22 protein-coding genes and 1 pseudogene are annotated in these 24,492 nt (G+C 57.4%); 12 read left to right on the top strand and 11 right to left on the bottom strand.

From position 1 onward, the window contains the following. Positions 1–65: 65 nt before the first annotated feature. Positions 66–401: a GlpM family protein gene (locus KCG39_RS06545; protein ID WP_004119621.1), complete on the top strand. Its 336-nt coding sequence runs from the start codon at positions 66–68 to the stop codon at positions 399–401. Here KCG39_RS06545 and folM read toward each other — a convergent pair. The 3 genes from folM to ydgH all read right to left on the bottom strand — a co-directional run bounded on the left by folM (position 398) and on the right by ydgH (position 3,672). Then, positions 398–1,123 (bottom strand): dihydromonapterin reductase, encoded by a 726-nt coding sequence (gene folM, locus KCG39_RS06540; protein ID WP_004119623.1) that lies wholly within the window; start codon positions 1,121–1,123, stop codon positions 398–400. The genes KCG39_RS06545 and folM overlap by 4 nt on opposite strands. 36 nt (positions 1,124–1,159) lie before the next feature. Beyond that, the gene (locus KCG39_RS06535) at positions 1,160–2,542 is read right to left on the bottom strand and encodes an amino acid permease (RefSeq protein ID WP_004119624.1); all 1,383 of its coding nucleotides are present in this window, start codon (positions 2,540–2,542) and stop codon (positions 1,160–1,162) included. A gap of 179 nt (positions 2,543–2,721) precedes the next feature. Next, complete coding sequence (gene ydgH, locus KCG39_RS06530) at positions 2,722–3,672, bottom strand: DUF1471 family protein YdgH (protein WP_004119625.1); 951 nt, start codon at positions 3,670–3,672, stop codon at positions 2,722–2,724. A 522-nt stretch (positions 3,673–4,194) separates the two neighbouring features. On the opposite strand from ydgH, the gene pntA reads away from it, so the two are divergent. From pntA to KCG39_RS06510, 3 genes are all read left to right on the top strand, one after another. Then, positions 4,195–5,724, top strand: a complete 1,530-nt coding sequence (gene pntA / locus KCG39_RS06520) for a Re/Si-specific NAD(P)(+) transhydrogenase subunit alpha (protein ID WP_004119626.1) — start codon at positions 4,195–4,197, stop codon at positions 5,722–5,724. Between the two features lie 10 nt (positions 5,725–5,734). Further along, positions 5,735–7,123, top strand: a complete 1,389-nt coding sequence (gene pntB, locus KCG39_RS06515) for a Re/Si-specific NAD(P)(+) transhydrogenase subunit beta (protein ID WP_211811573.1) — start codon at positions 5,735–5,737, stop codon at positions 7,121–7,123. Positions 7,124–7,268: 145 nt separating this feature from the next. Beyond that, positions 7,269–7,457, top strand: a complete 189-nt coding sequence (locus KCG39_RS06510; RefSeq protein WP_004102581.1) for a YdiH family protein — start codon at positions 7,269–7,271, stop codon at positions 7,455–7,457. Between the two features lie 127 nt (positions 7,458–7,584). On the opposite strand, the gene uspE is transcribed toward KCG39_RS06510, so the two are convergent. The 6 genes and pseudogenes from uspE to KCG39_RS06480 all read right to left on the bottom strand — a co-directional run bounded on the left by uspE (position 7,585) and on the right by KCG39_RS06480 (position 14,982). Continuing rightward, positions 7,585–8,535, bottom strand: a complete 951-nt coding sequence (gene uspE, locus KCG39_RS06505) for a universal stress protein UspE (protein WP_004119628.1) — start codon at positions 8,533–8,535, stop codon at positions 7,585–7,587. 138 nt (positions 8,536–8,673) lie between these two features. Continuing rightward, on the bottom strand, positions 8,674–9,426 hold the full coding sequence (gene fnr, locus KCG39_RS06500; protein WP_004102577.1) for a fumarate/nitrate reduction transcriptional regulator Fnr: 753 nt from the start codon (positions 9,424–9,426) through the stop codon (positions 8,674–8,676). A 194-nt stretch (positions 9,427–9,620) separates the two neighbouring features. After that, a complete protein-coding gene (gene ogt, locus KCG39_RS06495) occupies positions 9,621–10,136 on the bottom strand; it encodes a methylated-DNA--[protein]-cysteine S-methyltransferase (protein WP_004119629.1) in 516 nt (171 codons plus the stop codon). 454 nt (positions 10,137–10,590) lie between these two features. Next, positions 10,591–12,117: a p-aminobenzoyl-glutamate transporter gene (gene abgT, locus KCG39_RS06490; RefSeq protein ID WP_004119634.1), complete on the bottom strand. Its 1,527-nt coding sequence runs from the start codon at positions 12,115–12,117 to the stop codon at positions 10,591–10,593. A 110-nt stretch (positions 12,118–12,227) separates the two neighbouring features. Beyond that, positions 12,228–13,672: pseudogene (locus KCG39_RS06485) on the bottom strand (M20 family metallopeptidase). After that, positions 13,672–14,982: a M20 family metallo-hydrolase gene (locus KCG39_RS06480; RefSeq protein ID WP_049122789.1), complete on the bottom strand. Its 1,311-nt coding sequence runs from the start codon at positions 14,980–14,982 to the stop codon at positions 13,672–13,674. Before KCG39_RS06480 ends, KCG39_RS06485 begins: the two are co-directional and overlap by 1 nt. Before the next feature lie 166 nt (positions 14,983–15,148). Between KCG39_RS06480 and KCG39_RS06475 the strand changes: the two genes are divergently transcribed. Next, on the top strand, positions 15,149–16,057 hold the full coding sequence (locus tag KCG39_RS06475; protein WP_004119644.1) for a LysR family transcriptional regulator: 909 nt from the start codon (positions 15,149–15,151) through the stop codon (positions 16,055–16,057). A gap of 82 nt (positions 16,058–16,139) precedes the next feature. Then, a complete protein-coding gene (smrA, locus tag KCG39_RS06470) occupies positions 16,140–16,703 on the top strand; it encodes a DNA endonuclease SmrA (protein WP_004119645.1) in 564 nt (187 codons plus the stop codon). Here smrA and KCG39_RS06465 read toward each other — a convergent pair. After that, complete coding sequence (locus KCG39_RS06465; protein ID WP_004119646.1) at positions 16,700–17,506, bottom strand: IclR family transcriptional regulator domain-containing protein; 807 nt, start codon at positions 17,504–17,506, stop codon at positions 16,700–16,702. The genes smrA and KCG39_RS06465 overlap by 4 nt on opposite strands. Before the next feature lie 167 nt (positions 17,507–17,673). Between KCG39_RS06465 and KCG39_RS06460 the strand changes: the two genes are divergently transcribed. Genes KCG39_RS06460 through pcaC form a run of 6 tightly spaced genes read left to right on the top strand, consistent with a single transcriptional unit; the run spans position 17,674 to position 22,732 of the window. Beyond that, positions 17,674–18,360, top strand: a complete 687-nt coding sequence (locus KCG39_RS06460; RefSeq protein ID WP_087828187.1) for a 3-oxoacid CoA-transferase subunit A — start codon at positions 17,674–17,676, stop codon at positions 18,358–18,360. A gap of 10 nt (positions 18,361–18,370) precedes the next feature. After that, positions 18,371–19,027 (top strand): 3-oxoacid CoA-transferase subunit B, encoded by a 657-nt coding sequence (locus KCG39_RS06455; RefSeq protein WP_004119648.1) that lies wholly within the window; start codon positions 18,371–18,373, stop codon positions 19,025–19,027. Between the two features lie 10 nt (positions 19,028–19,037). Further along, positions 19,038–20,240: a 3-oxoadipyl-CoA thiolase gene (gene pcaF, locus KCG39_RS06450; RefSeq protein ID WP_142468205.1), complete on the top strand. Its 1,203-nt coding sequence runs from the start codon at positions 19,038–19,040 to the stop codon at positions 20,238–20,240. Positions 20,241–20,249: 9 nt separating this feature from the next. After that, positions 20,250–21,602 (top strand): 3-carboxy-cis,cis-muconate cycloisomerase, encoded by a 1,353-nt coding sequence (locus KCG39_RS06445; RefSeq protein ID WP_142468139.1) that lies wholly within the window; start codon positions 20,250–20,252, stop codon positions 21,600–21,602. Then, positions 21,592–22,359, top strand: a complete 768-nt coding sequence (gene pcaD / locus KCG39_RS06440) for a 3-oxoadipate enol-lactonase (RefSeq protein ID WP_142468138.1) — start codon at positions 21,592–21,594, stop codon at positions 22,357–22,359. Before KCG39_RS06445 ends, pcaD begins: the two co-directional genes overlap by 11 nt. After that, entirely contained in the window at positions 22,349–22,732 is a 384-nt protein-coding gene (pcaC, locus tag KCG39_RS06435; RefSeq protein WP_004119652.1) for a 4-carboxymuconolactone decarboxylase, read from the top strand. Before pcaD ends, pcaC begins: the two co-directional genes overlap by 11 nt. An 83-nt stretch (positions 22,733–22,815) precedes the next feature. On the opposite strand, the gene fumA is transcribed toward pcaC, so the two are convergent. Continuing rightward, positions 22,816–24,471, bottom strand: coding sequence for a class I fumarate hydratase FumA (fumA, locus tag KCG39_RS06430; protein ID WP_004119653.1), 1,656 nt, complete (start codon positions 24,469–24,471; stop codon positions 22,816–22,818). Positions 24,472–24,492 lie beyond the last annotated feature (21 nt).

Genomic DNA, 24,492 nt, shown 5'->3' with positions numbered 1-24,492 from the left:
TTTATAAATTTCCGCGCTTCCGTTATGCTGCGAATACATGTTGTTTTAATGTTAAGGCAAAAGGAATGGGGCTGTTGATAAAAGCGCTGCTCGGGGCACTGGTTGTAGTCCTGATCGGCGTGCTGTCCAAAACGAAAAATTACTATATCGCCGGGTTAATTCCGCTCTTTCCCACCTTCGCCCTGATTGCGCACTACATCGTCGCCAGCGAGCGGGGTATCGAAGCGCTGCGCACCACCATTGTCTTTGGTATGTGGTCTATCATTCCGTACTTTATCTACTTGCTTTCGCTATGGTATTTCACCGGCGTCATGCGCCTGCCGTTTGCCCTGGCAGGCGCAGTGGTGTGCTGGAGCTTATGCGCGTGGCTACTCATTATTGGCTGGAGCCGTTTCCACTAGCGCAGATGGCGGCCGCCGTCGACGGCAAATGAGCGACCGGTCACGTAGCTACTGCTGAACAGGTATTCAATCAGGTCAATGATCTCTTTTTCGCCTGGGGCGATTTTCATCAGCGATTTATCGAGCGCCTGCCTGCGGTACTCCGCGTCATCCCCTTCATTAAATAAAATCAGCGAGGGGGCGATGGCGTTAACCTTAATTTCCGGCGCCAGCTTACGGGCGAACGAGCGGCTCATATTATCCAACGCCGCTTTGCTGGCGGCGTAGGCGATATGTTTGTCGCTGCCGCGCTCCACGACGTAGTCGGTGATGTGGATAATATCGCTGGCGGCATGACCGTGGCCGCGAAGCAGGCTCTCCAGGGCATGGTTGAGCAGGTAGGGGGCGTTGACGTGAATTTGCATCATGCTGGCGAGCACCGTGGTTAACGGAATACCTGGCTTTTCCGCCATCCAGCCGCTGGCGTTATGAATGATGGCGCGTAGACCGCTGCCGGCGTGCGCTTTCACCTCTGCGGCGAACGCCAGAATGCTTTCATCCGTGCTGAAATCCGCGTGCAGACAAACGGCTCCCGCTTCACGCAGCGCGTCGATGGCCGGATACCAGGTGCGATAGCTGATGATAACGGGCTGCTGGCGGGCCACAAAATGGCGGGCCAGGGCGAGGCCAATGCGACGGCCCCCGCCGGTAATCAGGATGGGGCGAGGCTGGATGTCAGCCATGGAGATCTCCTTTGAGTTCAGCGGCAGGGTAACCGCTTACCCTACCAACATCCACGTTGCCGGTACGGCGGCAACCAGCAAAAAACCAATTAATGCCAGGTCACGGCGTTTGAGCGGGCGATCGTGCTGGTGTGTACGACGGGCATACAGGAAAACCAGAAGACCCGGAGCGTAAAGTATCACCGACAACAATAAATGCACAGGGCCGGACGCATATAATAACCATAAGCCATAAATGCAGGCGCCGACACCAACCGCCTTATGCAAAGGGCGCCGGGCAATCTTCAGCAGAAAGGCGCCGACCAGAAAGTAGGGGACCAGGATCATCTCTGAGGCGATGGTCAGCAGCGTGCTGTAATCTGAGCCGGTAAGCCAAATCAACACCAGCGAAGCCTGCACGCTGATATTGGTGAGCCACAGCGAAGCCGACGGGGCGTTGTTTTTATTGGTCCGGGCAAACAGGCGCGGGAATGCTTTATGCGTTGCTGCCAGATAGGGCACCTCCGCCGCCATAATCGTCCAGCTCAGATACGCGCCGCAGACGGAGATAATCAGCCCGGCAGCGATCACAATTTCGCCCCAGGAGCCCATCATGTTGACCATCAGGCCGGCCATTGACGGGTTGCGGATTTCCGCCAGTTCGCTACGCGGCACAACGCCTAACGAGAGAAGCGTCACCAGCAAATAGACCGCCAGCGCGGAGAGTACCGCCAGCAGGGTCGCGCGGCCAACATCCTGTTTATTACGCGCGCGGGCGGAAACAACGACCGCGCCTTCGACGCCAATAAATACCCACAGGGTGATCAGCATGGTGTTTTTCACCTGCTCCCATACCGGTACGCCCAGCGCCAGGCCGCTGAAATCGAGGCGGAATGTCTCCATACGAAACGCGATGGCGGCCAGCGCGATAAACGCCCCGAGGGGCAGCAGTTTGGCCAGCGTCGCGGCCAGGTTGATACCGGCGGCCGTTTGAACGCCGCGCAGAACCAGGAAATGAACAATCCACAGCAGGACCGAGGCGCCGACGATGGATTGCCAGGTATTGCCATCGCCGAACAGGCGCAGTTCGGGAGTATCGGTAAAGAAACTGAGCGCCGAGAAGACGATAACCAGGTAGGAGACGTTGGCGACAACCGCGCACAGCCAGTAGCCCCAGGCGGAGCAGAAGCCAATCAGCTCGCCGAAACCTTCCCGGGCGTAGGTAAAAATACCGCCGTCGAGGTCGGGGCGGATCCGCGTGAGCAGCAGCATGGCAAAGGCCAGGAACAGGATCCCCACGCCGGTGATCCCCCAGCCGATAAGCAGCGCGGAAGGGCTGGCAACGGCTGCCATGTTCTGCGGCAGACTGAATACACCCGCCCCCAGCATCGAGCTAAGTACCAGCGCGGTCAGGGCGCTAAGGCCCAGTTTCTTTTCCATTGCATTCCCGAGGTGATAATCATCAAGCTAAGAATATTTATTTGGCGAAATCGCATAAAAATGGAGGATTGCGCTAAGGCGCGGGATTTTACGGAGTGTTTTGTATGCATGCAATGGAGAGAAATGAAAAAAAGAAAAAAGGCGACTAATCGCCGCCTTTTTGTTCAGCTCAGTTGCTGTTATTTATACAGGTCGGCGCTGATGGTGATGTTGCCGCCGCGTTCCTGCCACTGACGGGTAATGTGGTAGTACTTCGCGCCTTTCTTCGCGGCGCGCTTAGCCGTCTGGTAGGAGATTTCCGTCATGTTACCGTAGTTACCGGTGAACTTGATGCTGTCGTAAGGAACCATCTGCGCGGCAGTGATTTTATTCACTTCCTCGACCTTGGTGCCGTCCGGCAGCGTGACGGTGTAACGCCCGCCTTTTGACGATTGCGTTTCAAAGAAACGGCCTACGCCGGTGCCGGAACCAACCGCTGCGGTCGTCGCCACGCCTGGGATTTCAACTTTCTTAGCGGCTTCGCCGCCTTCGGCCAGCGCTGCGCGACCGGCTTCTGAATCTGCCGGGATCGCATCCGGGCTTTGCAGAACGCGTTTCTTGGCATCCGCTTTGTAGATATAGGCGGTGATGCGCTGGTTGCCGCCCTGGTTGGCATCAACCTGGCGTACGATAAAGAAAGAGGCTGCGCCCTTGGCCTTTGCAGCTTTGGTGATGGCGTCGTTGACTTCCGGTTGGCTGCGGTAGAAGCCCTGTACGGTGACGGTATCAAATGGCTCCAGCTCAACGGCCTGGTCTTTCGGCAATTCCATTATGCCGTTGATAATGCGGTTTTTCGGCGCGTCGGCCTGCGGGGCATTTTCTTTATAAAAATCGGCCGTTACACGCAGATTGCCGCCGCTGCCAAAATCAGAGGTGTCGACAACATAAAAGGAAGCTGCGCCTTCTTTGTCCGCTTTACGGGAAACTGCCTGCACCGCATCGCCAATGGCGTTAAAACGACCGGTAACCTCAACGCGATCGTAGGGCTTCAGCGCTGCCGCCTGCTCCGGAGTCAGCTCGGTCGCTGCATGGGCAGACAACGCGGTGGTAGCCAGAAGAGCAGACGCCAGGAGTGAGTTCTTAAGCTTCATAAAAATAATCCTTTGCCTTGCGCAAACCATGTACGGGTATTGTTGTTGACTGAAAACATGTGATTATTGCATTTATCGAGAGTGACTGTCTGCGTCAATTTTCATTTGCCGCTCTAAACGTATACTGCAGAAATATAACCTTTTTCGATATGTTGAAAAAACAGCCGCTTGACCAGCAAAATCGATAATCGATATCACTTTCATAAGTTAACATAATGTTAATGCGATGATCCATACGGCGATAAATGGTGAATTAACCCTTCTGCCAAGCGGATTATCAGGCGCTGGCATAAAAATAAGGTAAATATTGCTGCCTGACACGGTTAGCCGGGCGTTTTACCAATAAAATCAAAATTTCTGTTTTATTGCTGTAGATCACAATCGGTATTTTCAGTAGGTTATAAAAAGTTTGTTACTGTTTTATTTTTTCAGACATATGTTGGGGGGCGCGTTCATCCGCCTTTGCGACGGTCGCTTGTAAGAAAAGTAAACCATCATCAAAAACCGATGGAAGGGAAAACTATGCGTATTGGTGTACCAAAAGAGAGACTCGCCCAGGAAACCCGGGCCGCCGCCACGCCGAAAACGGTGGAGCAGCTGCTTAAGCTTGGGTTCAGCGTCGCGGTAGAAAGCGGTGCCGGTAAGTTGGCCAGTTTCGACGACGAAGCCTTCGTTCAGGCTGGAGCGGAGATCGTGAGCGGTGATGACGTATGGCAGTCTGACGTCATTCTGAAAGTTAACGCGCCCGATGACGATGAAATCCTGCTGCTTAATCCCGGCACGACGCTCATCAGCTTCATCTGGCCGGCGCAAAACCCGCAGCTGATGGAAAAACTGGCGGCGCGCAACATCAACGTGATGGCGATGGATTCGGTGCCGCGTATTTCGCGCGCGCAGTCGCTGGATGCGTTAAGTTCAATGGCTAACATCGCCGGCTACCGCGCGATCGTGGAAGCCGCCCACGAGTTTGGCCGCTTCTTCACTGGTCAGATCACCGCGGCAGGTAAGGTACCGCCCGCGAAGGTGATGGTGATTGGCGCCGGGGTTGCCGGTCTGGCGGCCATCGGCGCGGCAAACAGCCTTGGGGCAATCGTCCGCGCGTTTGATACCCGCCCGGAAGTGAAAGAACAGGTGCAGAGTATGGGCGCCGAGTTCCTTGAGCTGGATTTTAAAGAGGAAGCGGGCAGCGGCGACGGCTATGCCAAAGTCATGTCTGAAGCCTTTATTAAAGCCGAAATGGCGCTTTTTGCCGCGCAGGCCAAAGATGTCGACATCATTGTCACCACCGCCCTGATTCCGGGTAAACCGGCGCCGAAGCTGATTACCCGCGAAATGGTTGACTCCATGAAGCCGGGCAGCGTGGTGGTTGATCTGGCGTCGCAAAACGGCGGCAACTGTGAATACACCGTGCCGGGTCAGGTGGTCACCACCGCCAATGGCGTGAAGATTATCGGTTATACCGATCTCCCTGGCCGCCTGCCGACGCAGTCTTCGCAGCTGTATGGCACCAACCTGGTTAACCTGCTTAAGCTGCTGTGCAAAGAGAAAGACGGCAATGTCGTTATCGATTTTGATGATGTCGTTATCCGCGGCGTTACCGTGGTTCGCGAAGGTGAAATCACCTGGCCCGCGCCACCCATTCAGGTATCTGCTCAGCCGCAGGCGGCAGCGAAAAAGGTTGAAGCGCCAAAAGCTGAAGCGAAACCGAGCTCGCCGCTGCGCAAGTATGCGCTGATGGCGCTGGCGATTATTCTGTTTGGCTGGCTGGCCAGCGTGGCGCCGAAAGAGTTCCTCGGCCACTTTACCGTCTTCGCGCTCTCCTGCGTGGTCGGTTACTACGTCGTCTGGAACGTATCCCACGCGCTGCATACGCCGCTGATGTCGGTCACTAACGCCATTTCCGGCATTATTGTGGTCGGGGCATTGTTACAGATAGGCCACGGCGGCTGGGTCAGCTTCCTGAGCTTTATCGCGGTGCTGATCGCCAGCATTAATATTTTTGGTGGTTTCACCGTCACTCAGCGCATGCTGAAAATGTTCCGCAAAGGATAAGGGGTAACAAATGTCTGGTGGATTAGTTACAGCTGCATACATTGTTGCCGCGATTCTATTTATTTTTAGCCTGGCGGGGCTTTCCAAACACGAAACCTCCCAGCAGGGCAACTACTACGGTATTGCCGGGATGGCGATTGCCCTGGTGGCGACCATCCTGGGGCCGGACAGCAGCAACGTCGCGTGGATCCTGCTGGCGATGGTTATCGGCGGCGCTATCGGTATTCGTCTGGCGAAGAAAGTTGAAATGACCGAAATGCCGGAGCTGGTGGCGATTCTGCACAGCTTCGTGGGCCTGGCGGCGGTACTGGTAGGTTTCAACAGCTATATGCAGCATGAAACCGGGATGGAGCAGATTCTGGTCAATATTCATTTGACCGAAGTGTTCCTCGGCATCTTCATCGGCGCGGTAACCTTCACAGGCTCCGTCGTGGCGTTTGGCAAACTGTGCGGCAAGATGTCTTCAAAGCCGCTGATGCTGCCGAACCGTCATAAATTGAACCTGGCGGCGCTGGTGGTTTCTTTCCTGCTGCTGATCGTTTTCGTACGTACCGACAGCATCGGTATGCAGGTTCTGTGCCTGCTGGTGATGACCGTTATTGCTCTGGCGTTTGGCTGGCACCTGGTGGCCTCCATCGGCGGCGCGGATATGCCGGTCGTGGTGTCAATGCTGAACTCCTACTCCGGCTGGGCGGCGGCGGCGGCGGGCTTTATGCTCAGCAACGACCTGCTGATCGTAACCGGCGCGCTGGTAGGCTCTTCCGGTGCGATTCTGTCCTACATTATGTGTAAGGCGATGAACCGTTCGTTCTTCAGCGTGATTGCCGGTGGCTTTGGTTCTGACGGCACGGCCTCTACGACGGATGAAGAAGTGGGCGAGCATCGCGAAATCAGCGCCGAAGAAACCGCTGAGATGCTGAAAAGCTCCCAGTCGGTGATCATCACCCCGGGCTACGGCATGGCAGTGGCTCAGGCCCAGTATCCGGTCGCGGAAATCACCGAGCGACTGCGCGCGCGCGGGATCAAGGTACGTTTCGGTATTCACCCGGTTGCCGGGCGTCTGCCGGGCCATATGAACGTACTGCTGGCGGAAGCGAAAGTCCCGTATGACATCGTGCTGGAGATGGATGAGATCAATGATGATTTCTCCGATACCGACACCGTACTGGTGATCGGCGCTAACGACACGGTTAACCCAGCCGCGCAGGACGATCCGGGCAGTCCGATCGCCGGTATGCCGGTGCTGGAAGTGTGGAAAGCGCAAAACGTAATTGTATTTAAGCGTTCGATGAACACCGGCTACGCCGGCGTACAAAACCCGCTGTTCTTTAAAGAAAATACCCACATGCTGTTTGGCGATGCCAAAGCTAGCGTCGATGCAATTCTGAAAGCACTGTAGAGCCTGGTCTTTTAAAACCTGTGCTTCTTAAGCCGTCTCCTGTGAGACGGCTTTTTTATATAGGTTACCAAGTGATTATTTGCTCATAAAATAATCAGTCGAGGGTGTTATAATAAGTCCGTTTTTCACCCAAACTGAGGATATTATGGATACCGAGTTAACCCCCACGCAACTGGCCATCGAATTTCTGCGCCGTGACCCCGCTGCTTTAACCCCCGCGCAGTATCTGAAAAAGCTGAAACTACTGGAACTTGAGTTTGCTGACTTAATGGCGCTTTCGTCCATGGAGCTGAAAGAAGAGATCGATCACGCCTGGCGTTTAGGTATCCACTAACGTTTTCGTTACCGATAAAGCGATTGAAGATAAGGGCCGGATGGCCCTTTATTTCGTTTTACAATGCAAAAAAATCCCCCGCGCGGGCGGGGGACGAAGTTTTACTACTTTTACTGAAGGCGAGGGACTAGTCGTCTTCTTCGTCGTCCAGCTCAACCGGTGTCTGATATTGATCTGGCTTCAGCGCCAGCAGGTCGCAGCGCAGATGGTCAATCACCTGCTCGGCGGTATTGCCGAGGAAGGCCGCCGATAGGCCGGTACGACCCACGGTACCCAGCACCACGATGCCCGCCTGCAGATGTTCAGACAGATCGGGGATCACCTCTTCAGGAAGGCCTTTTTCAACGTGAGTGCGGCCTTCATCGATGCCGAATTTCTGCCGCAGTGCTTTCATGGCCAGCAAATGCTGACCGCGAATGGCGTCGTTATAAACGCTGGGGTCAAAATCAGGTAGCTCAATTGCGATATTGATGGGCGTGACGGGATAGGCGCCCACCAGGTGCACCTCGGTATGGTTGACCTGTTCCGCCAGCTCAATCGTTTCACGTACCAGCTTTTCATTGAGCGCGTTGTGGTAGTTTTCTTCGCTGGCGAGATTGACCGCCACCAGCGCTTTACCCCCTTCCGGCCACGGCTGATCTTTGACCATCCATACCGGACACGGGCATTTGCGCAGCAGGTGCCAGTCCGTCGGGGTGAAAATCACCGCTTCCAGCTTGTCGTGCTGGTGCGCCATCTTCAGCACTAAATCATGCTTGTCGCTGATGATTTCCTGGATAATGGCTTCGAAGGGACGATTGTGCCACACCACTTTAATATCAATGGGCACGCCGGACTCAATATAGAATTTTGCCTGCTCGCGGATCCAGGCGGTACGCTGGCCAATGACGCCCTGGCGCATGGCCGTGCGTTCGTCAGGAGACAGCAGAGTGGTCATTTCATAAGAAAAATCATAGATCGGCAAAAAGGCTTTGATGCGTCCACCAATCCGTTGGTGCAGATACACCGCGCGCCGCAATGCAGGCTGGTCGTCCTGATTGGGGTCGATTACTACCAGCATGTTCTGATACTTCGCCATACAGGGTCTCCTTACAACTGTAACTACAGTTTGTCCTTAAAAAGATAACCTATATGGATGAAATGAAACAGGGGAGGAACCTGGCCAGATCAACAAATTAGAAAAAAATTCGCGATCCGGCCGGATACAGAGGGGCTATCAGGCGACGTTGCGGGCCTGGCCAGCAAGCTGCGCCAGCAGGTCGCTGTTTTCAATGGTGATATATTTACCTTTAACCGCCAGCATACCGCTTTTCTGGAAACGCCCCAGCAGGCGGCTGATAGTTTCCACCGTCAGGCCCAGATAGTTGCCGATATCGCCACGGGTCATGGTGAGGCGGAACTCACGCGGAGAGAAGCCGCGCTGTGCAAAACGGCGGGACAGGTTGTAAATAAAGGCCGCCAGGCGCTCCTCTGCGTTCTTTTTGGATAGCAGCAGGATCATATCCTGATCGCCTTTAATCTCGCCGCTCATCAGACGCATCATCTGCTGACGCAGATTCGGCATCTTACCGGAGAGATCGTCCAGCGTTTCAAAAGGGATTTCGCAAACCATTGAGGTTTCCAGCGCCTGGGCAAAGCTTGGGTGGTGGCCGGTGCCGATGGCGTCAAAGCCAACCAGATCGCCCGCCAGATGAAAACCGGTGATTTGCTCATCGCCCTGTTCGGTGATGGTGTAGCTTTTAATGGTGCCAGAACGAATTGCATACAGCGATTTCAGCTCATCACCGGCTTTGAACAAGGTCTGTCCTTTCTGGATAGGCTTTTTCCGCTCGATGATGTTATCAAGCTGATCAAGCTCATGCTCGTTCAGAGTAAAAGGGATGCAAAGCTGGCTAATGCTGCAATCCTGGCAATGGATTGCACAACCGCCAGACTGAATGCGTCGTATAATTCGCTTTTCCGGGATCATAAGTCTGCTCAGGCTTTAATTGATATTGGTCAATTTTAACATCTTTTTGGTGAGCAGGTAAGTCTCGAACCCCTGAAACACGTAATATTAAAAGGGTAAATCAGCTACCTGATTTATCCAATTGAATACAAAAGGTTTATTTGATGAGAGATGATTGTAAAATTACCGGAAGATTCCAAAAAAGGCACTTACGGTCAAAGGAGCAGATAGCCTTCGTGGCGCAATAGCCACTCTTTACGCTGCACGCCGCCGGCGTAACCGGTCATGGTGCCGTTACGCCCGATCACGCGATGGCAGGGCACCACAATACTGACCGGGTTTGAACCGTTGGCGGCACCCACGGCGCGCGCGGCGCCCGGTCGCCCCAGTGCCTCCGCGAGCTGACCGTAGTGCATGACCTGTCCGCAGGGGATGGTACGCAGCGCTTGCCAGACTTGCCGCTGAAACGGCGTGCCGCCGGTGGCGGTCGGTAAGGTGTTGATAATCGCGAGATCCCCGGCGAAGTAATCGCTAAGCTTACTGCTCAGGCCTCCCGGATTACGAAAATCAACGCGTTTGTAGCCTTTAACCCGATAATGAATATCCAGCAGTTGCTCCATGCGGTCGCGGTGCTGATCCCACTCAACGGCCCGCAGGTTGAACTGCTCATCACAAATCACCCACAGCGGCCCCAGCGGGGTGTCAATTTTATCCTGCAACAGCGTCAGCATCGGTAATCCTTCATCGAGGTTATATTGGCAGAGCATCACCATACCACGATGCGATGTGGGCAAACCATACTCCGAAAAGGTCAACAAACAGGGTCAGCATGGACTATTAATTATGAGGTGAGGAAAGCGATGTTTATTTTTACATTAACTCGCAGACGCGTTGGCAAGGCGATTTTGCTACCTTTATCCGGCGGCGAATTCACCGGTAATCAACTGACGCCGTAGATAAACAGACTGGCTTTTCTTAAGTCAATGATCTCCCGGCGTGTCTGTGCGGGTTTTTACCAACAAAGGTGGTGATATGCAATATATGATGACTGGCGTTGTAATCCTGATTATCAGTGGCTTAGTGATTCATCTGGTCTCTTTGGCGATTGAAGGGTTGTATAAAATGATCAGTAACCGAACAACATGGCGTTAACGGTTTCGTGGCCTTCCCTGGCCTGTGGCGACATTATGGCAATCGTGGGTAAATACCCGGCCCGATAGGCAGCCCCACCAGATACCAGCCCACCAGCAACAGTAGCCAGACGGCCAGGAATATTAACGGATAAGGCAAGACCAGTGAATAGTAGGTTCCCAGTTTAGCCTCGGGCCGGTAGCGCTGTAAGAAGCCGAGAAACAGCGGCACAAACGGCGATACCGGCGCCAGCGGCAGCACCGATGAATCGGCGATACGGAACAGAATCTGCGCAAATGCCGGGTGAAAGCCCAGCAGCATAAACATCGGCACGAAAATCGGCGCCAGGATCGACCAGATTGCCGAGCCGCTGGCGATAAACATGCACAAAAATGCGGATAGCAGCGCCAGGCCGACAAACGCCGGTACGCCGTTCATTCCCGCGCTTTCCAGCAGATCCGTCAAGCCGACGGCCATAAATTTCCCCATGTTGCTCCAGTTAAACATGGCGACGAACTGGGCCAGCGGGAAGACCATCACGATAAAGCCTGCCATCTCCTTCATCGGCTCAATCATCAACTGCGGCAGATCGGCCTGACGGCGAATTTTGCCAGTGGCAATGCCATAAGCCAGTGAAACGACGAAGAAGAAAAAGATAATGAGCGGGACGATGCCTTTTATAAACGGCGAAGGCATCACGGTATGCTTGATGGGATCGCGCAGAATACCGTTTTCCGGCACGACCATCAGCGCGATAACCGCCACAAATAACAGCGCGGCCACGCCAGCCACGCGCAGGCCGAAGCGCTGTTCCGGCGTCAACGCCTGCAGCGTTTCATCGCTGTTGCCTTGCCATTGACCTAACCGCGGTTCCACCAGTTTATCGGTAATCAACCCGCCAACCAGCGTGAGAACGATCACTGAGGTTGCCATAAAATACCAGTTATCAATAACGCTGACGTGGAGCGAGGCGTCAAGGGTTTTTGCCGCTTCGGTGCTGATGCCAGAGAGCAGGACATCGGTAGTAACGATGAGCAGATTGGCCGTGAAGCCGCAGCCGACGCCGGCGATGGCCGCCAGCAGCCCGGCAACCGGATGGCGGCCGACGGCGAGGAACATCAGGGCGCCCAGCGGCGGCATAATCACCAGCGCGGCATCGGAGGAGATATGGCTAAAGAAAGCGATAAACAGCACCATATAGCTGGCGTAACGGGCGCTAACGTGCGATGACATTTTCACCATCAGCGAAGGCAGTAGGCCCACGCGTTCCGCAAAGCCGGCCCCCAGCACCAGCGCCAGAATAGCCCCTAGCGGCGCGAAACCGCTGAAGTTCTTAATGACGTTCGGCAAAAACCAGTGTAATCCCTCAACGCTGAGCAGGTTTTTCACCACGACTCGCGCGCCGTCGGTGGGGTTCTGTACCCCGACATTCAGCGCCGACAGGATGGCGGTGGCGACCATCAACGCCACAATCAGATAGATAAACAGTAAAAACGGATGCGGGACCTTGTTACCTATTTTTTCAACCCAGCCATAAAGCTTACCGGTGGGGGAAGGCGACGGTATGGATGACATACTCATGGGCGTTCCTCAGTTGTCGTTGTTGTGTTGGTTGTCTCTTTACCCCAGGACGTGTCAGCCGTTGTTTTTTTGCGCTTAACGCGTTGCCGTACGCCATCCACGGGCTTTGATTATTTTAAAATCGAAGGCTTGACCTCCTGCGGAATGGGGCACCGGTAGGGCCTTTCGGCTAAGACTTGTTCCAGCTCCTGCTGGCTGGCTGTTAATAACGCCCTGTCGCTGAACAGACGAATGGCCGTCGCGCCCAGCACTTTCCCCGCCAGCAGCATCCCTTTGTGGGCGATGGAGGATCTGCCCTGGCTCACCAATTGCCAGGAGTGTAGCGGCGTCCCGACGGCAAAGCAGGGGCTGAAGCACTGGGCCACCGGCGCTTTCCAGCTCACGTCGCCGACGTCGGTAGACCCCGCGAGGATGTTGTCCGTTGCCGCCCAGGGCGCAACTTCGTCAATCAGGATCGTCTCGCGGTGGCGGCGGGCGAACGCTTTCCCCCCTTCGCCACCGGTGTCGGCAATGTTTTTCAGGCTGTTATTGATATCGTTCGCGCTCAAGGTGGCGCGAATTTCAGCGGCGAATGCGCGCTCTTCCGCGCACCAGGGCGGCGTGCCGTAATGGCATATCGCCTGATACATCGCCGCTTCCAGCGTGCGGTTGGGGAGATAGCTGGAACAGGCTTTTTCGACGCGGCAACTGACGCTGGTCTCGGTCATCAGCGCGGCGCCCTGAGCAATTTTTTCGATCCGCGCGAAGATTTGCTGGGCGTCGGCCATTTCCGGGGCGCGAATGAGATACAGCACCTCCGCCTGCGCCTGAACAACGTTGGGGGAGACGCCGCCGGTATCGGTGATGGCGTAGTGCACCCGCGCCTTTTCGATAATGTGTTCGTTAAGGAAGTTGCTGCGGTGGTCATCAGCGTCACGGCATCCAGCGCGCTGCGGCCAAGATGCGGTGAGTTTGCCGCATGCGCCGCGGTGCCGGTAAACCGCCACGCCGCCTGAATGTTGGCAAGGGTGCTGGTGCTGAACATCCCAGCCCAGGCTTCCGGGTGCCAGGTCAGGGCGGCATCAACGTCATCGAACAACCCCTCACGGACCATAAAGGTCTTTCCGGAACCGCCTTCCTCGCCGGGACAGCCATAGAAGCGTAGGGTACCGGTGCTGCCTTGCTGCTGTAGCCAGTTCCTGGCGGCGACCGCGGCGGCGAACGCCGCCGTACCGAGCAGATTATGCCCGCACCCGTGGCCGTTTTCTCCCGGCGTAATAGATGTGGGTTCCGCGCAGCGGGCCTGTTGGCTGAGCCCCGCCAGAGCGTCAAATTCGCCGAGCAGGGCAATCACCGGCTGGCCTGCGCCAAAGCTGGCGATAAAGGCGTTGGGGATCCCACCCGCATTGCGGGTCAATTGAAAACCTTCCGCTTCCAGCGCATCGGCTAAACGCGCGGCGGACCAGAACTCCTGAAAGCGGGTTTCCGGATGATCCCAGATATCATCGGCTATGGCGCAAAAATCGTTGCGTCGTCCCTCAATAACGTCATCGACAAATCGGTAAACTTTTTCCATCACACGCCTCGCTGCCAGGGAAAGTAAAGGGCGACGCGGGCCAACGTTGCGACTGCCAGGGTCATCACGTTTTCGTCGAAATCGAATTTTTCATTGTGGTGGCCGGCGCTCAGTTCGGTGCCGAAAATCATGTATGAGGCGAGACCGCCGCGCTCCTGGACCCGGGCCATCATCAGGGTGGCATCCTCCGAACCCGCCGGGGCAGCGATACGATCGACGGCCTGTTTAACGCCGGGGACCTGGGCCGTCTGCTGGCGCAGATAGTCCACCCACGCCGGCGACGGAGCGCTGGAGGTGGCCGCACCCATCAGCTGCAGCTGGTAACGGGCTTCATACATTGTCGCCGCGCCGGCGATCGCCTGCTTGGCCCGCTCAAAGACGTACTGGTTAATGACATCGGTTTCGCCACGGGTTTCGACTTTTAATCGCGCGGAAGAAGGAATCACGTTACGCCCGGTACCGGCCTGCATGACCCCGACGTTAACCCTTGACGCCCCGGCGCTGTGGGGCGCGATGGCGTGCAGGGCAAGGGCGGCCTGAGCCGCCGCCAGTAACGCGTTACGGCCATCTTCCGGTTTACCGCCCGCGTGGGCGGCGACACCGCTGAACAGCACATCAAATTTGGTGGTGGCCATAAAGTTATCGCCGCCGCAGACGACGGTGCCGGAAGGGACGCCGGTACCGATATGAATGGCGGTGAAATAGTCCACGTCATCAAGCACGCCCGCCGCCACCATAGCGCGCGCGCCGCGGGTACCTTCTTCCGCCGGCTGGAAAATTAGCTTGATCGTCCCGTTGAGCTGCGCGGCATACTCCTTGAGCACGTGAGCCAGCCCCAGTCCGATCGCGGTATGGCCATCGTGGCCGCAGGCATGCATCATACCGTCGTTGCAGGAGGCAAAACGATCGCGATGCGGACGGTGACTATCGTCATGTAGCTCGTTGAGATCGAGCGCATCCATGTCGACGCGAAACGCCAGCGTAGGCCCCGGCCTCCCAGTGTCGAGGGTCGCCACCACCCCGGCGAAGCCGCCTTCAAACGCCGGCAGCCAGCGTTCCGGTGCACCCTGCGCGCGGGCGCGCTGGAACGCCTGCCTCAGGATCTCTTCATCAGGTAGGCCCATACGGCTATCGGCATCGATAACGTCGCGACCCAGCGCCAACTGATAACCCAGATCGTCAAGTATCTCCGCCACCTTGCTGGCGGTGCGGAACTCCAACCAGCCGGATTCCGCATGCAGGTGAAAATCGCGACGCCATTCGGTCATTTTTGGCGCCAGCTGGTTGATGAAATCATAAAGTTGCGGCATAACCTTTCCCGTTATAAGCAAAAACTGTGATGGCGTTCACGAAGTGATAGCCTTTACTTATCGCTTATCACTTTCATGCACTCTCATCCTTAACCTGCCACAGCACGATCGATTACAGTAGATGTCATTTTCTTCTGTCTGATAAACACTGGTTATCACACACAACATGTCATTTCAGATTAAATTTCACCACATTCGCGCCTTCGTTGAGGTCGCGCGCGAAGGAAGTATTCGCGGCGCCAGCCGGGCGTTGGCGATTTCGCAGCCGGCGTTGACCAAAGCGATTAAAGAGCTGGAAGAGGGGCTCTCCGCGCAGCTGTTTGTGCGCCGTAGCCAGGGGGTGGCGCTGACCGAAAATGGCGAAAGCTTTTATCAACATGCGAGCCTGATCCTCGAAGAGCTGCGGGTGGCGCAGGATGAACTGCTGCAACGTCAGGGCGAGCAGGCCGGGCAGATTAATATTGGCCTTGGCGCCAGCGTAGCGCGTTCGCTGATGCCGTCGGTTATTTGCCGCTTTCATCAGCAGCATCCGCTGGTGAAGGTGCGGATTATGGAAGGACAACTGCTGGCGATGATTAATGAACTGCGCCAGGGTGAGCTGGATTTCACCATCAATACTTACTATCCCGGCCCGTACGATCATGAATTCAGTTTTGAAAAGCTATTTGAGAAACCCTTCGCGGTGTTCGCCCGCGCCGGTCACCCGGCGGCAAAAGCCACTTCACTGACGGCGTTGCTCGATCGCCACTGGACGATGCCGACGCCGCGCGGTAGCTACTTCAAACAGCTGCAGGAGATGTTTAACCAGGCCGGGCTGGCGCCAAAGGTGGATATTGTTTGCGAGACCTTCTCTTCGTGCATTAGCCTGGTGGTGAAAAGCGATTTTCTCAGTATTCTGCCGGTCGAACTTGGCAACGACCCGATGATGGCGGATAAGCTGGTGATGATCCCCATCCGTGAAGCGTTACCTAAAGCCACCTATTTTCTGATTCAGCGCCGCGATACGCGGCAGACGCCCTTAACCGCATCATTAATCACGCTGTTTCGTCGTCAGAGTCGACAACTGTTTCCATAATCGAGCAGGGGTGGTTAAACGCGTTGAGGAGGCGCCGCGAGGCGGCTATAGTAACAACCCGGTAGTAGCTGGAGGAACGCGCATGAACCTTGACGACAAATCCCTATTTCTTGGCGCCATGGAGGACGTTCAGCCTCTGAAACGTCATAACGATGTTCACTGGCATCCCGAGCGTAAGACCCGCCCCGTGCAGCGGGTTGACACCCTGCAGCTTGATAATTTCCTGACCACCGGTTATCTCGATATCGTGCCGCTGGCAACCACCCTGGAATTCAAGCGCGAAGGCCTGCAAAGCGGCGTGCTGGAGAAGCTCCGCCGCGGCAAGTACGGCCAGCAGGCAAGCCTCAATCTGCTGCGCCAGCCGGTCGAAAAATGCCGACAAATGCTGTTTGCCTTTGTGGTTCAGGCGCAGAAGGAAGGGCTGCGAAATGTGCTGATCGTTCACGGCAAAGGGCGCGACGATAACGCCCACGCCAATATTATTCGCAGCTACCTGGCGCGCTGGCTGGTGGAGCTCCCGGAAGTCCAGGCGTTCTGCGCGGCGTTACCGCACCACGGAGGCAGCGGCGCCTGCTACGTGGCGTTGCGTAAATCGACGGAGGCTAAGCAGGAAAACTGGGAGCGCCACGCTAAACATAGCCGCTAGCGCATCAGCAGCGTCAGTTCCCGGGCTGCTTTTTGTAGCTCGGGTAACACCCGCGTAAGCATCTCTTGCGCGGAAACCTGCCCGGCGTGCACGCCGACGTTAAGCGCCGCCTGAATCTGCCCCTGGGGGTTAAACAGCGGCACCGCCAGCGAGCGCAGCCCCATCTCCAGCTCCTGATCGTTAAGCGCGTACCCCTGCTGATGGACGCGTTTAAGCTCGGCGCGCAGCTTGGCGACGGAATCGACGGTTTGCGGGGTATAGCGAATCATGGTGACCCGGCCCAGCATATCGTTCAGCTTCTCCTCCGGCTGAAAGCTCAGTAGTACGCGCCCCATCGAGGTCGCCCAGGCGGGCAGACGGCTACCGATATCGAGATCGATGGTCATAATGCGCGAGCTGGATGCGCGAGCGATATAAAGAATATCGTCGCCGTCGAGAGTGGCGATTGAGCAAGACTCATTGAGCATTTCGCTTAAATGCTTCAGCACCGGCTGCGCCGAGCGCGCCAGCGGCGTGGAGGCCAGCCAGGCGTGGCCCAGCGCCAGAATTTTAGGCCGCAGCTGGAAATTTTTACCATCTTCGGCGTACACAAAGCCCAGTTTGCTCAGCGTATACAGGCAGCGACGCACCGCCGCGCGCGGAATGCCGGTCTTCTGGCTGATTTGCGAAATAGAGAGCAGCGGGCGCTGCGGCGTAAACGCCTGGATCACCTCCAGCCCGCGCGCCAGCGAAGCCATAAAGTTCGGATCGCCCTTAAACGGGTCGCTATCGCCCGTTAGTAAATCGTCTGGATGTTTCTCCATTCTCTTCTCCATATTTGCCGCCGATCACATTCTTTCGCTAAACATACACGATGTTCGATTATCGCACCATATTTCGATTATCGCCCTTGACCGACATCGTTAAGCGGGTCACATTTTGTGCGAACAACGAATAAAGGTGCGATTACCGCACATACAGGAGCGACCTGATGATTGATAAAAGCGTGTCGACGCTACGTGATGCCATCGCTGGGATCCACGACGGAGCGACCATAATGATTGGCGGTTTTGGCCCCGCCGGGCAGCCGACGTACCTGATAGATGCTCTGATAGAACAGGGGGCCCGCGATTTAACCATTATCAACAACAATGCGGGCAACGGCGAAGTCGGCCTGGCGGCGCTGCTGAAGGCCGGTCGGGTGCGCAAAATGATCTGCTCGTTCCCGCGTCAGGTCGACTCGCAGATTTTCGACGATCTTTATCGTCGCGGCAAAGTTGAGCTGGAGCTGGTCCCGCAGGGCAACCTCGCCGCGCGTATCCAGGCGGCAGGTGCGGGCCTCGGCGCGGTATTTACCCCCACCGGCTACGGCACGCCGCTGGCGGAGGGGAAAGAGACCCGCGAGATTGATGGTCGTCATTACGTTCTCGAATATCCCATCAAGGCTGACTTCGCGTTGATCAAAGCCCACCAGGGCGACCGCTGGGGAAACCTGGTGTATCGCAAAGCGGCGCGCAATTTCGGTCCGATTATGGCGACCGCCGCCAAAACCACCATTGTGGAAGTTTCGCAGCTGGTGCCCCTCGGCGAGCTCGACCCGGAAAGCATCATTACCCCGGGAATTTTTGTTCAGCGCGTCTACTCCCTGGAAAACCTGACTGCCGCTAAAAGCGCCTGAGGAACCCGTAATGCAAAAACTGACTCGCGATGAAATGGCCCAGCGCGTAGCCCGCGATATTCCCGAAGGCGCTTACGTCAACCTGGGGATCGGCTTACCCACCCGTATCGCCAACTACCTTCCTGCCGATAAAGAAATCTTCCTGCACAGCGAAAACGGCCTGCTGGGAATGGGGCCAAAGCCGCGGCCTGGCGAAGAGGACCCGGAGCTGATTAACGCCGGAAAAGAGTATGTGACTCTGCTGCAGGGCGGCTGCTATTTCCACCACGGCGACTCCTTCGCCATGATGCGCGGCGGCCATCTCGATATCTGCGTGCTCGGCGCCTATCAGGTTTCCGCCAGCGGCGATCTGGCGAACTGGAGCACGGGCGCGCCCGACGCGATTCCGGCCGTCGGCGGGGCGATGGATCTGGCCATTGGCGCTCGTCAGGTCTTCGTGATGATGGATCACCTGACCCGCGACGGTGAATGCAAGCTGGTTGAGCACTGTACCTACCCGCTGACCGGCGTCGGCTGCGTCAGCCGGATTTACACTGACCTGGCGGTTATCGATATCAGCGAAAGCGGTCCGGTGGTGCGGGAAATCTTCAACGGCCTCTCTTTTGAGGAACTGCAGCGTATCACTCCGGTGGCGCTGACTTTTGCACAACTGGCGGAAAGCGCGTAAGGAACCTATGATGAATCAGGCATTTATCTGTGATGCGGTGCGGACGCCGTTCGGCCGCTTTGGCGGTACTCTGGCCACCCTGCGCGCCGACGATCTGGCGGCGCTGCCGCTGAAGGCGCTGCTGGAACGCAACCCGGGTCTCGATCCGGCGCGTATTGATGATGTGATTTACGGCTGCGCCAACCAGGCGGGAGAAGATAACCGCAACGTCGCGCGCATGGCGCTGCTGCTGGCCGGGCTGCCGGAAAGCGTACCGGGCAGTACCGTTAACCGCCTGTGCGGTTCGAGCCTTGATGCGATCGGCATCGCAGCGCGTGCGATTAAAAGCGGCGAAACTCAGCTCATGATTGCCGGCGGCGTAGAAAGCATGTCGCGGGCGCCGTTTGTGATGGGCAAGGCCGAAAGCGCCTTTAGCCGCACGATGCGGATGGAAGATACCACCATCGGCTGGCGCTTCATTAACCCGCAGATGAAAGCGCTGTACGGCGTGGATTCGATGCCGGAAACGGCGGAAAACGTGGCGGACGATTTCGCCGTTTCGCGGGCAGATCAGGATGCGTTTGCGCTGCGTAGCCAGCTACGTACGGCGGCGGCGCAGGAGGCGGGGCGTTTTGCCGACGAGCTGATCGCCGTCTCGGTGCCGCAGCGCAAGGGCGAACCGCTGCTCTTTAGCCGCGATGAGCACCCGCGCAGCACCACGGCGGAGGCGCTGGCCAGGCTTCGCGGCGTGGTTCGTCCCGACGGTACGGTGACGGCGGGTAACGCCTCCGGCGTTAACGACGGCGCCTGCGCGCTGCTGCTCGCCAGCGAGCAGGCGCTGGCCGCCAATGATTTACGCCCGCTGGCCCGTGTGGTGGGCGTGGCGACGGCAGGAGTGGCGCCGCGTATTATGGGATTTGGCCCGGCGCCGGCGGTACGTAAGGTGCTGGCGCAAACCGGCCTGACGCTTGGGCAGATGGACGTCATTGAACTGAATGAGGCTTTTGCTGCTCAGGCGCTGGCGGTCACCCGCGATCTGGGCCTGCCCGACGATGCGGCGCACGTCAACCCTAACGGCGGCGCGATTGCCCTCGGGCACCCGCTGGGGGCTTCCGGCGGTCGTCTGGCAATGACCGCGGCGTATCAGCTGCGCCGTACCGGCGGGCGCTATGCGCTGTGCACCATGTGTATCGGCGTCGGTCAGGGGATCGCGCTGATTATTGAACGCGTTTAAGGAGCCATAATGAGTTTGTTGACCCCGATGATGCGCACCAGTCCGCTGACCGCCTGGTTCAGCGATGCGCAGCGGGTGCAGGGGATGCTGGATTTTGAAGCCGCGCTGGCGCGCGCCCAGGTCGAATGCGGCCTTGTGCCGCAGGCGGCGCTTAATACCATTATCGAGAGTTGCCGGCACGAAAACATCGACTTTGCCGCGCTGGGGCAGGCCGCCGCCAGCGCCGGAAATCTGGCGATCCCGCTGGTCAAACAGCTGACCGCGCGGGTTAAACAACGGGATGAAGCGGCGGGGCGCTACGTGCACTGGGGGGCGACCAGCCAGGATGCTATCGACACCGGCTTTATCCTGCAGCTGCGCGGCGCGCTGGCGGAAACGGAGTCCCTGCTGCAGCAACTGCTCGATGCGTTGGCCAGCCAGGCACAGCGATATCAGGATACGGTGATGCCGGGCCGGACCTGGATGCAGCACGCGCTACCGGTGACCTTTGGCCTTAAGCTCGCCGGGACGCTGGATGCGCTGCTGCGCTGGCAGACGCGCTTGCGGGAAATGCGTTCACGGGTGCTGGCGCTGCAGTTTGGCGGCGCGGCGGGCACCCTGGACTCCCTTAAAACCCATGCGCCGCAGGTCGCCGTCGCGCTGGCGAAAACCCTCGACCTGCAGCTGCCGGACACGCCCTGGCATAGCCAGCGCGACCGGCTGCTGGAGGTGGGGGCGTGGTACGCGGGCGTCTGCGGCACGCTGGGTAAATTCGCCAATGATTTTTCGCTGCTGATGCAAACCGAAGTGGCGGAAGTGGCGGAGCCGGTCGCTGAAGGGCGCGGCGGCTCATCCACCATGCCGCATAAACGCAATCCCATCTCCTGCGCCGCTATTTTGACCGCCGCTCAGCGTACGCCAGGACTGGTGGCAACGCTCTATGCCGGGCAGATTCAGCAACACGAGCGGGCGCTGGGCGGCTGGCAGGCGGAATGGGAAACGCTGCCGGAGCTGATAACTCTCGTCGGCGGCGCGCTGGCGCAGAGCGAAGCGCTGGTGCGCGATATGCAGGTCTTCCCGTCTAAGATGCGCGCCGACCTCGATATCACCCATGCCCTGATTATGGCCGAAGCCGTCACCCTGGCACTGGCAGAGTTTGTCGGCAAAGCCGAGGCTCATCACCGGGTTGAGGCGCTGTGTCGCCAGGCGCTGGATGCGTCACGTTCGCTGTTGAGCGTGCTGGAAACCGATCCGCTGGTCAGCGAGCATCTCTCCGCCAGCCGTTTAACCCAACTGCTGGATCCGACCACGGCGACCGGCAGCTCAGCACTCTTCGTGCGCCAGGTTGTGGCGCGCTATAAGGAGCAACGTCATGAATGTTGATTATCAGATAGACGGGCCGCAAGACGCGCCGGTCATCGTTCTCTCTAACTCGCTGGGCACCACCCGGGCGATGTGGCAGCCGCAGCTTGAGGCGTTAACGCAGCATTTTCGCGTCCTGCGCTACGATACCCACGGCCATGGCGCCACCCGTAAAAACGGTAAAGTGACGCTGGCGCAGCTCGGCGAAGATGTGATTGCGCTGCTCGATCATCTTAATATCGCTAAAGCCTGGTTCTGCGGGATTTCTATGGGCGGGCTGACCGGCCTGTGGCTGGGGCGCTTTGCGCCGGAACGCTTTCACGGCCTGGTCGTCGCCAACACCGCGGCGCGGATTGGCGATCAGGCGGGCTGGCTGTCACGCGCCCGCGCTGTGCGTCAGGAAGGGATGGAAGTGGTCGCCGCAGGCGCCGCAGATCGCTGGTTTAGCCACGCCTTTCGCCAGAAGACGCCGGAAGTGGTGGAAGCGCTCTGTCACCAGTTGACCCATATTGATGCTGAAGGCTATGCGGCCTGCTGCGAAGCGCTGGCTGCCGCCGATCTGCGCGCAGAAGTCGTGCAGATCCCGATTCCGGTGCTGATCGTCGCCGGAGAAAGTGACCCTGTCACAATGGTGAAGGATGCCGACTTCCTGCATCAGCAGATCCCGGTCTCCGAAGTGGTCGTGTTGGCGGCATCGCATTTATCGAATATCGAAGCGCCGAAAGCGTTCAGCTCGGCGCTGCTGGGTTTTATTCAGGGAGGAAAGCATGGACGATAAGCAGCGTTATCAGCGGGGAATGGAGGTACGGCGCAAGGTGCTCGGCGATGCTCATGTCGATAAGACGCTTGAAAAGCTGACGCCGCTTAACGAATCATTTCAGGATTTCATTACCCGCTACGCCTGGGGAGAGACCTGGACCCGGCCGGGGCTCGATCACCATACCCGCAGCATGATCACTATCGCCATGCTGATCGCCCTGAACCGCGAAGCTGAGCTGAAAATGCACCTGCGGGCGGCGTTTAACAACGGGGTTACCCGCGATGAGCTGAAAGAGCTGATTATGCACTCCGCGCTCTACTGCGGCCTGCCCGCCGCCAACGCCACGATGCATCTGGCACAGCAGGTATTTGACGAGATGGATGCCGTTTAGCCGCCACCCGGCAGGTTTGTCGCTCCTCGCAGGCCGTCATGCGACGGCCTGCGACAGTTACCCGCCCCTGGTGGCGGGTAATATCATCCTCTTTGCTGCGAACAGCCTGCGCACTGTTTATTCTGGATCTGCTGGAAGAAGTCATTGCCTTTGTCATCCACCAGAATAAACGCCGGGAAGTTTTCCACTTCGATTTTCCAGATAGCTTCCATCCCCAGTTCAGGATAGGCCACACACTCCAGGCTCTTGATACTCTGCTGCGCCAGCACCGCTGCCGGGCCGCCGATGCTGCCGAGGTAAAAACCGCCGTGCTTATGGCAGGCGTCGGTGACCTGCTGGCTGCGGTTGCCTTTGGCCAGCATCACCATGCTTGCGCCGTGGGATTGCAGCAAATCGACGTAAGAGTCCATGCGGCCAGCGGTGGTGGGGCCAAGGGAGCCGGACGCATAGCCTTCCGGGGTTTTCGCCGGACCCGCGTAGTAGATCGGGTGATCTTTGACGTACTGCGGCAGTTCTTCACCGTTATCGATAAGCTCTTTCAGCTTCGCGTGGGCGATATCGCGGGCCACAATAATAGTGCCGTTGAGCGTCAGACGCGTCGAGACCGGGTGGGCGGAAAGCTGGGTCAGAATCTCGCTCATCGGCTGATTAAGATCGATGCTGACGACCTTGCCTTCACCCTGCTGGCGCAAATGTTCGGGAATATACTGACCCGGGTTGCTCTCCAGTTTCTCAATCCAGATACCGTGGCGGTTGATTTTGGCTTTGATATTGCGATCCGCCGAGCAGGAGACGCCCATGCCCACCGGGCACGACGCGCCGTGGCGCGGCAGGCGGATGACGCGAATATCGTGCGCGAAGTATTTGCCGCCGAACTGCGCCCCGAGACCGAGGTTTTGCGCCTCAAGCTGCAGCGCCTGCTCCAGCTGAATATCGCGGAAGGCCTGACCGTGCTCGTTGCCTTCGGTCGGTAGTTCGTCGTAGTAGTGGGTAGAGGCCAGCTTAACCGTTTTTAACGTCGCTTCTGCCGAGGTACCGCCAATCACAAAGGCAATATGGTACGGCGGGCAGGCGGCGGTGCCGAGGGTACGCATTTTTTCAACGAGATAGTCTTTCAGCTTCGCCGGAGTGATTAACGCTTTGGTTTCCTGATACAGATAGGTTTTGTTAGCCGAGCCGCCGCCCTTGGCCATACAGAGGAATTTATATTCATCGCCGTCGACGCTGTAGAGGTCGATCTGCGCGGGGAGGTTAGTCCCGGTATTAACCTCTTTGTACATATCCAGCGCAGCGTTCTGCGAATAGCGCAGGTTATCCTCGGTATAGGTGTTATAGACGCCGCGGGCGAGGGCCGCTTCGTCGCCGCCGCCGGTCCACACGCGCTGGCCTTTCTTACCCATAATAATCGCCGTGCCGGTATCCTGGCAGGTCGGCAGCACGCCTTTGGCGGCGATTTCAGAGTTACGCAGGAACTGCAGCGCCACGTACTTATCGTTATCGCTGGCTTCAGGGTCGAGAAGGATCTGCGCGACCTGTTTTTGGTGGGACACGCGCAGCATAAACGCCGCATCGTGGAAAGCCTGTTGAGCCAGAAGGGTGAGGGCCTGAGGGGCTACTTTGAGGATCTCCTGGCCTTCGAATTCGGCCACGGAGACATGCTCTTTGCTCAGCAGATAGTATTCAGTCTTATCTTTTGCTAGCGGAAACGCTTCCTGATAGACAAACGGTTTAGTTGACATTGTTTTGCTCCCTAAGAGTAA

The organism is Klebsiella pasteurii, from assembly GCF_018139045.1.
Classification (GTDB): Bacteria; Pseudomonadota; Gammaproteobacteria; order Enterobacterales; family Enterobacteriaceae; genus Klebsiella; species Klebsiella grimontii.
This window is presented reverse-complemented; position numbering and strand designations above follow the sequence as displayed.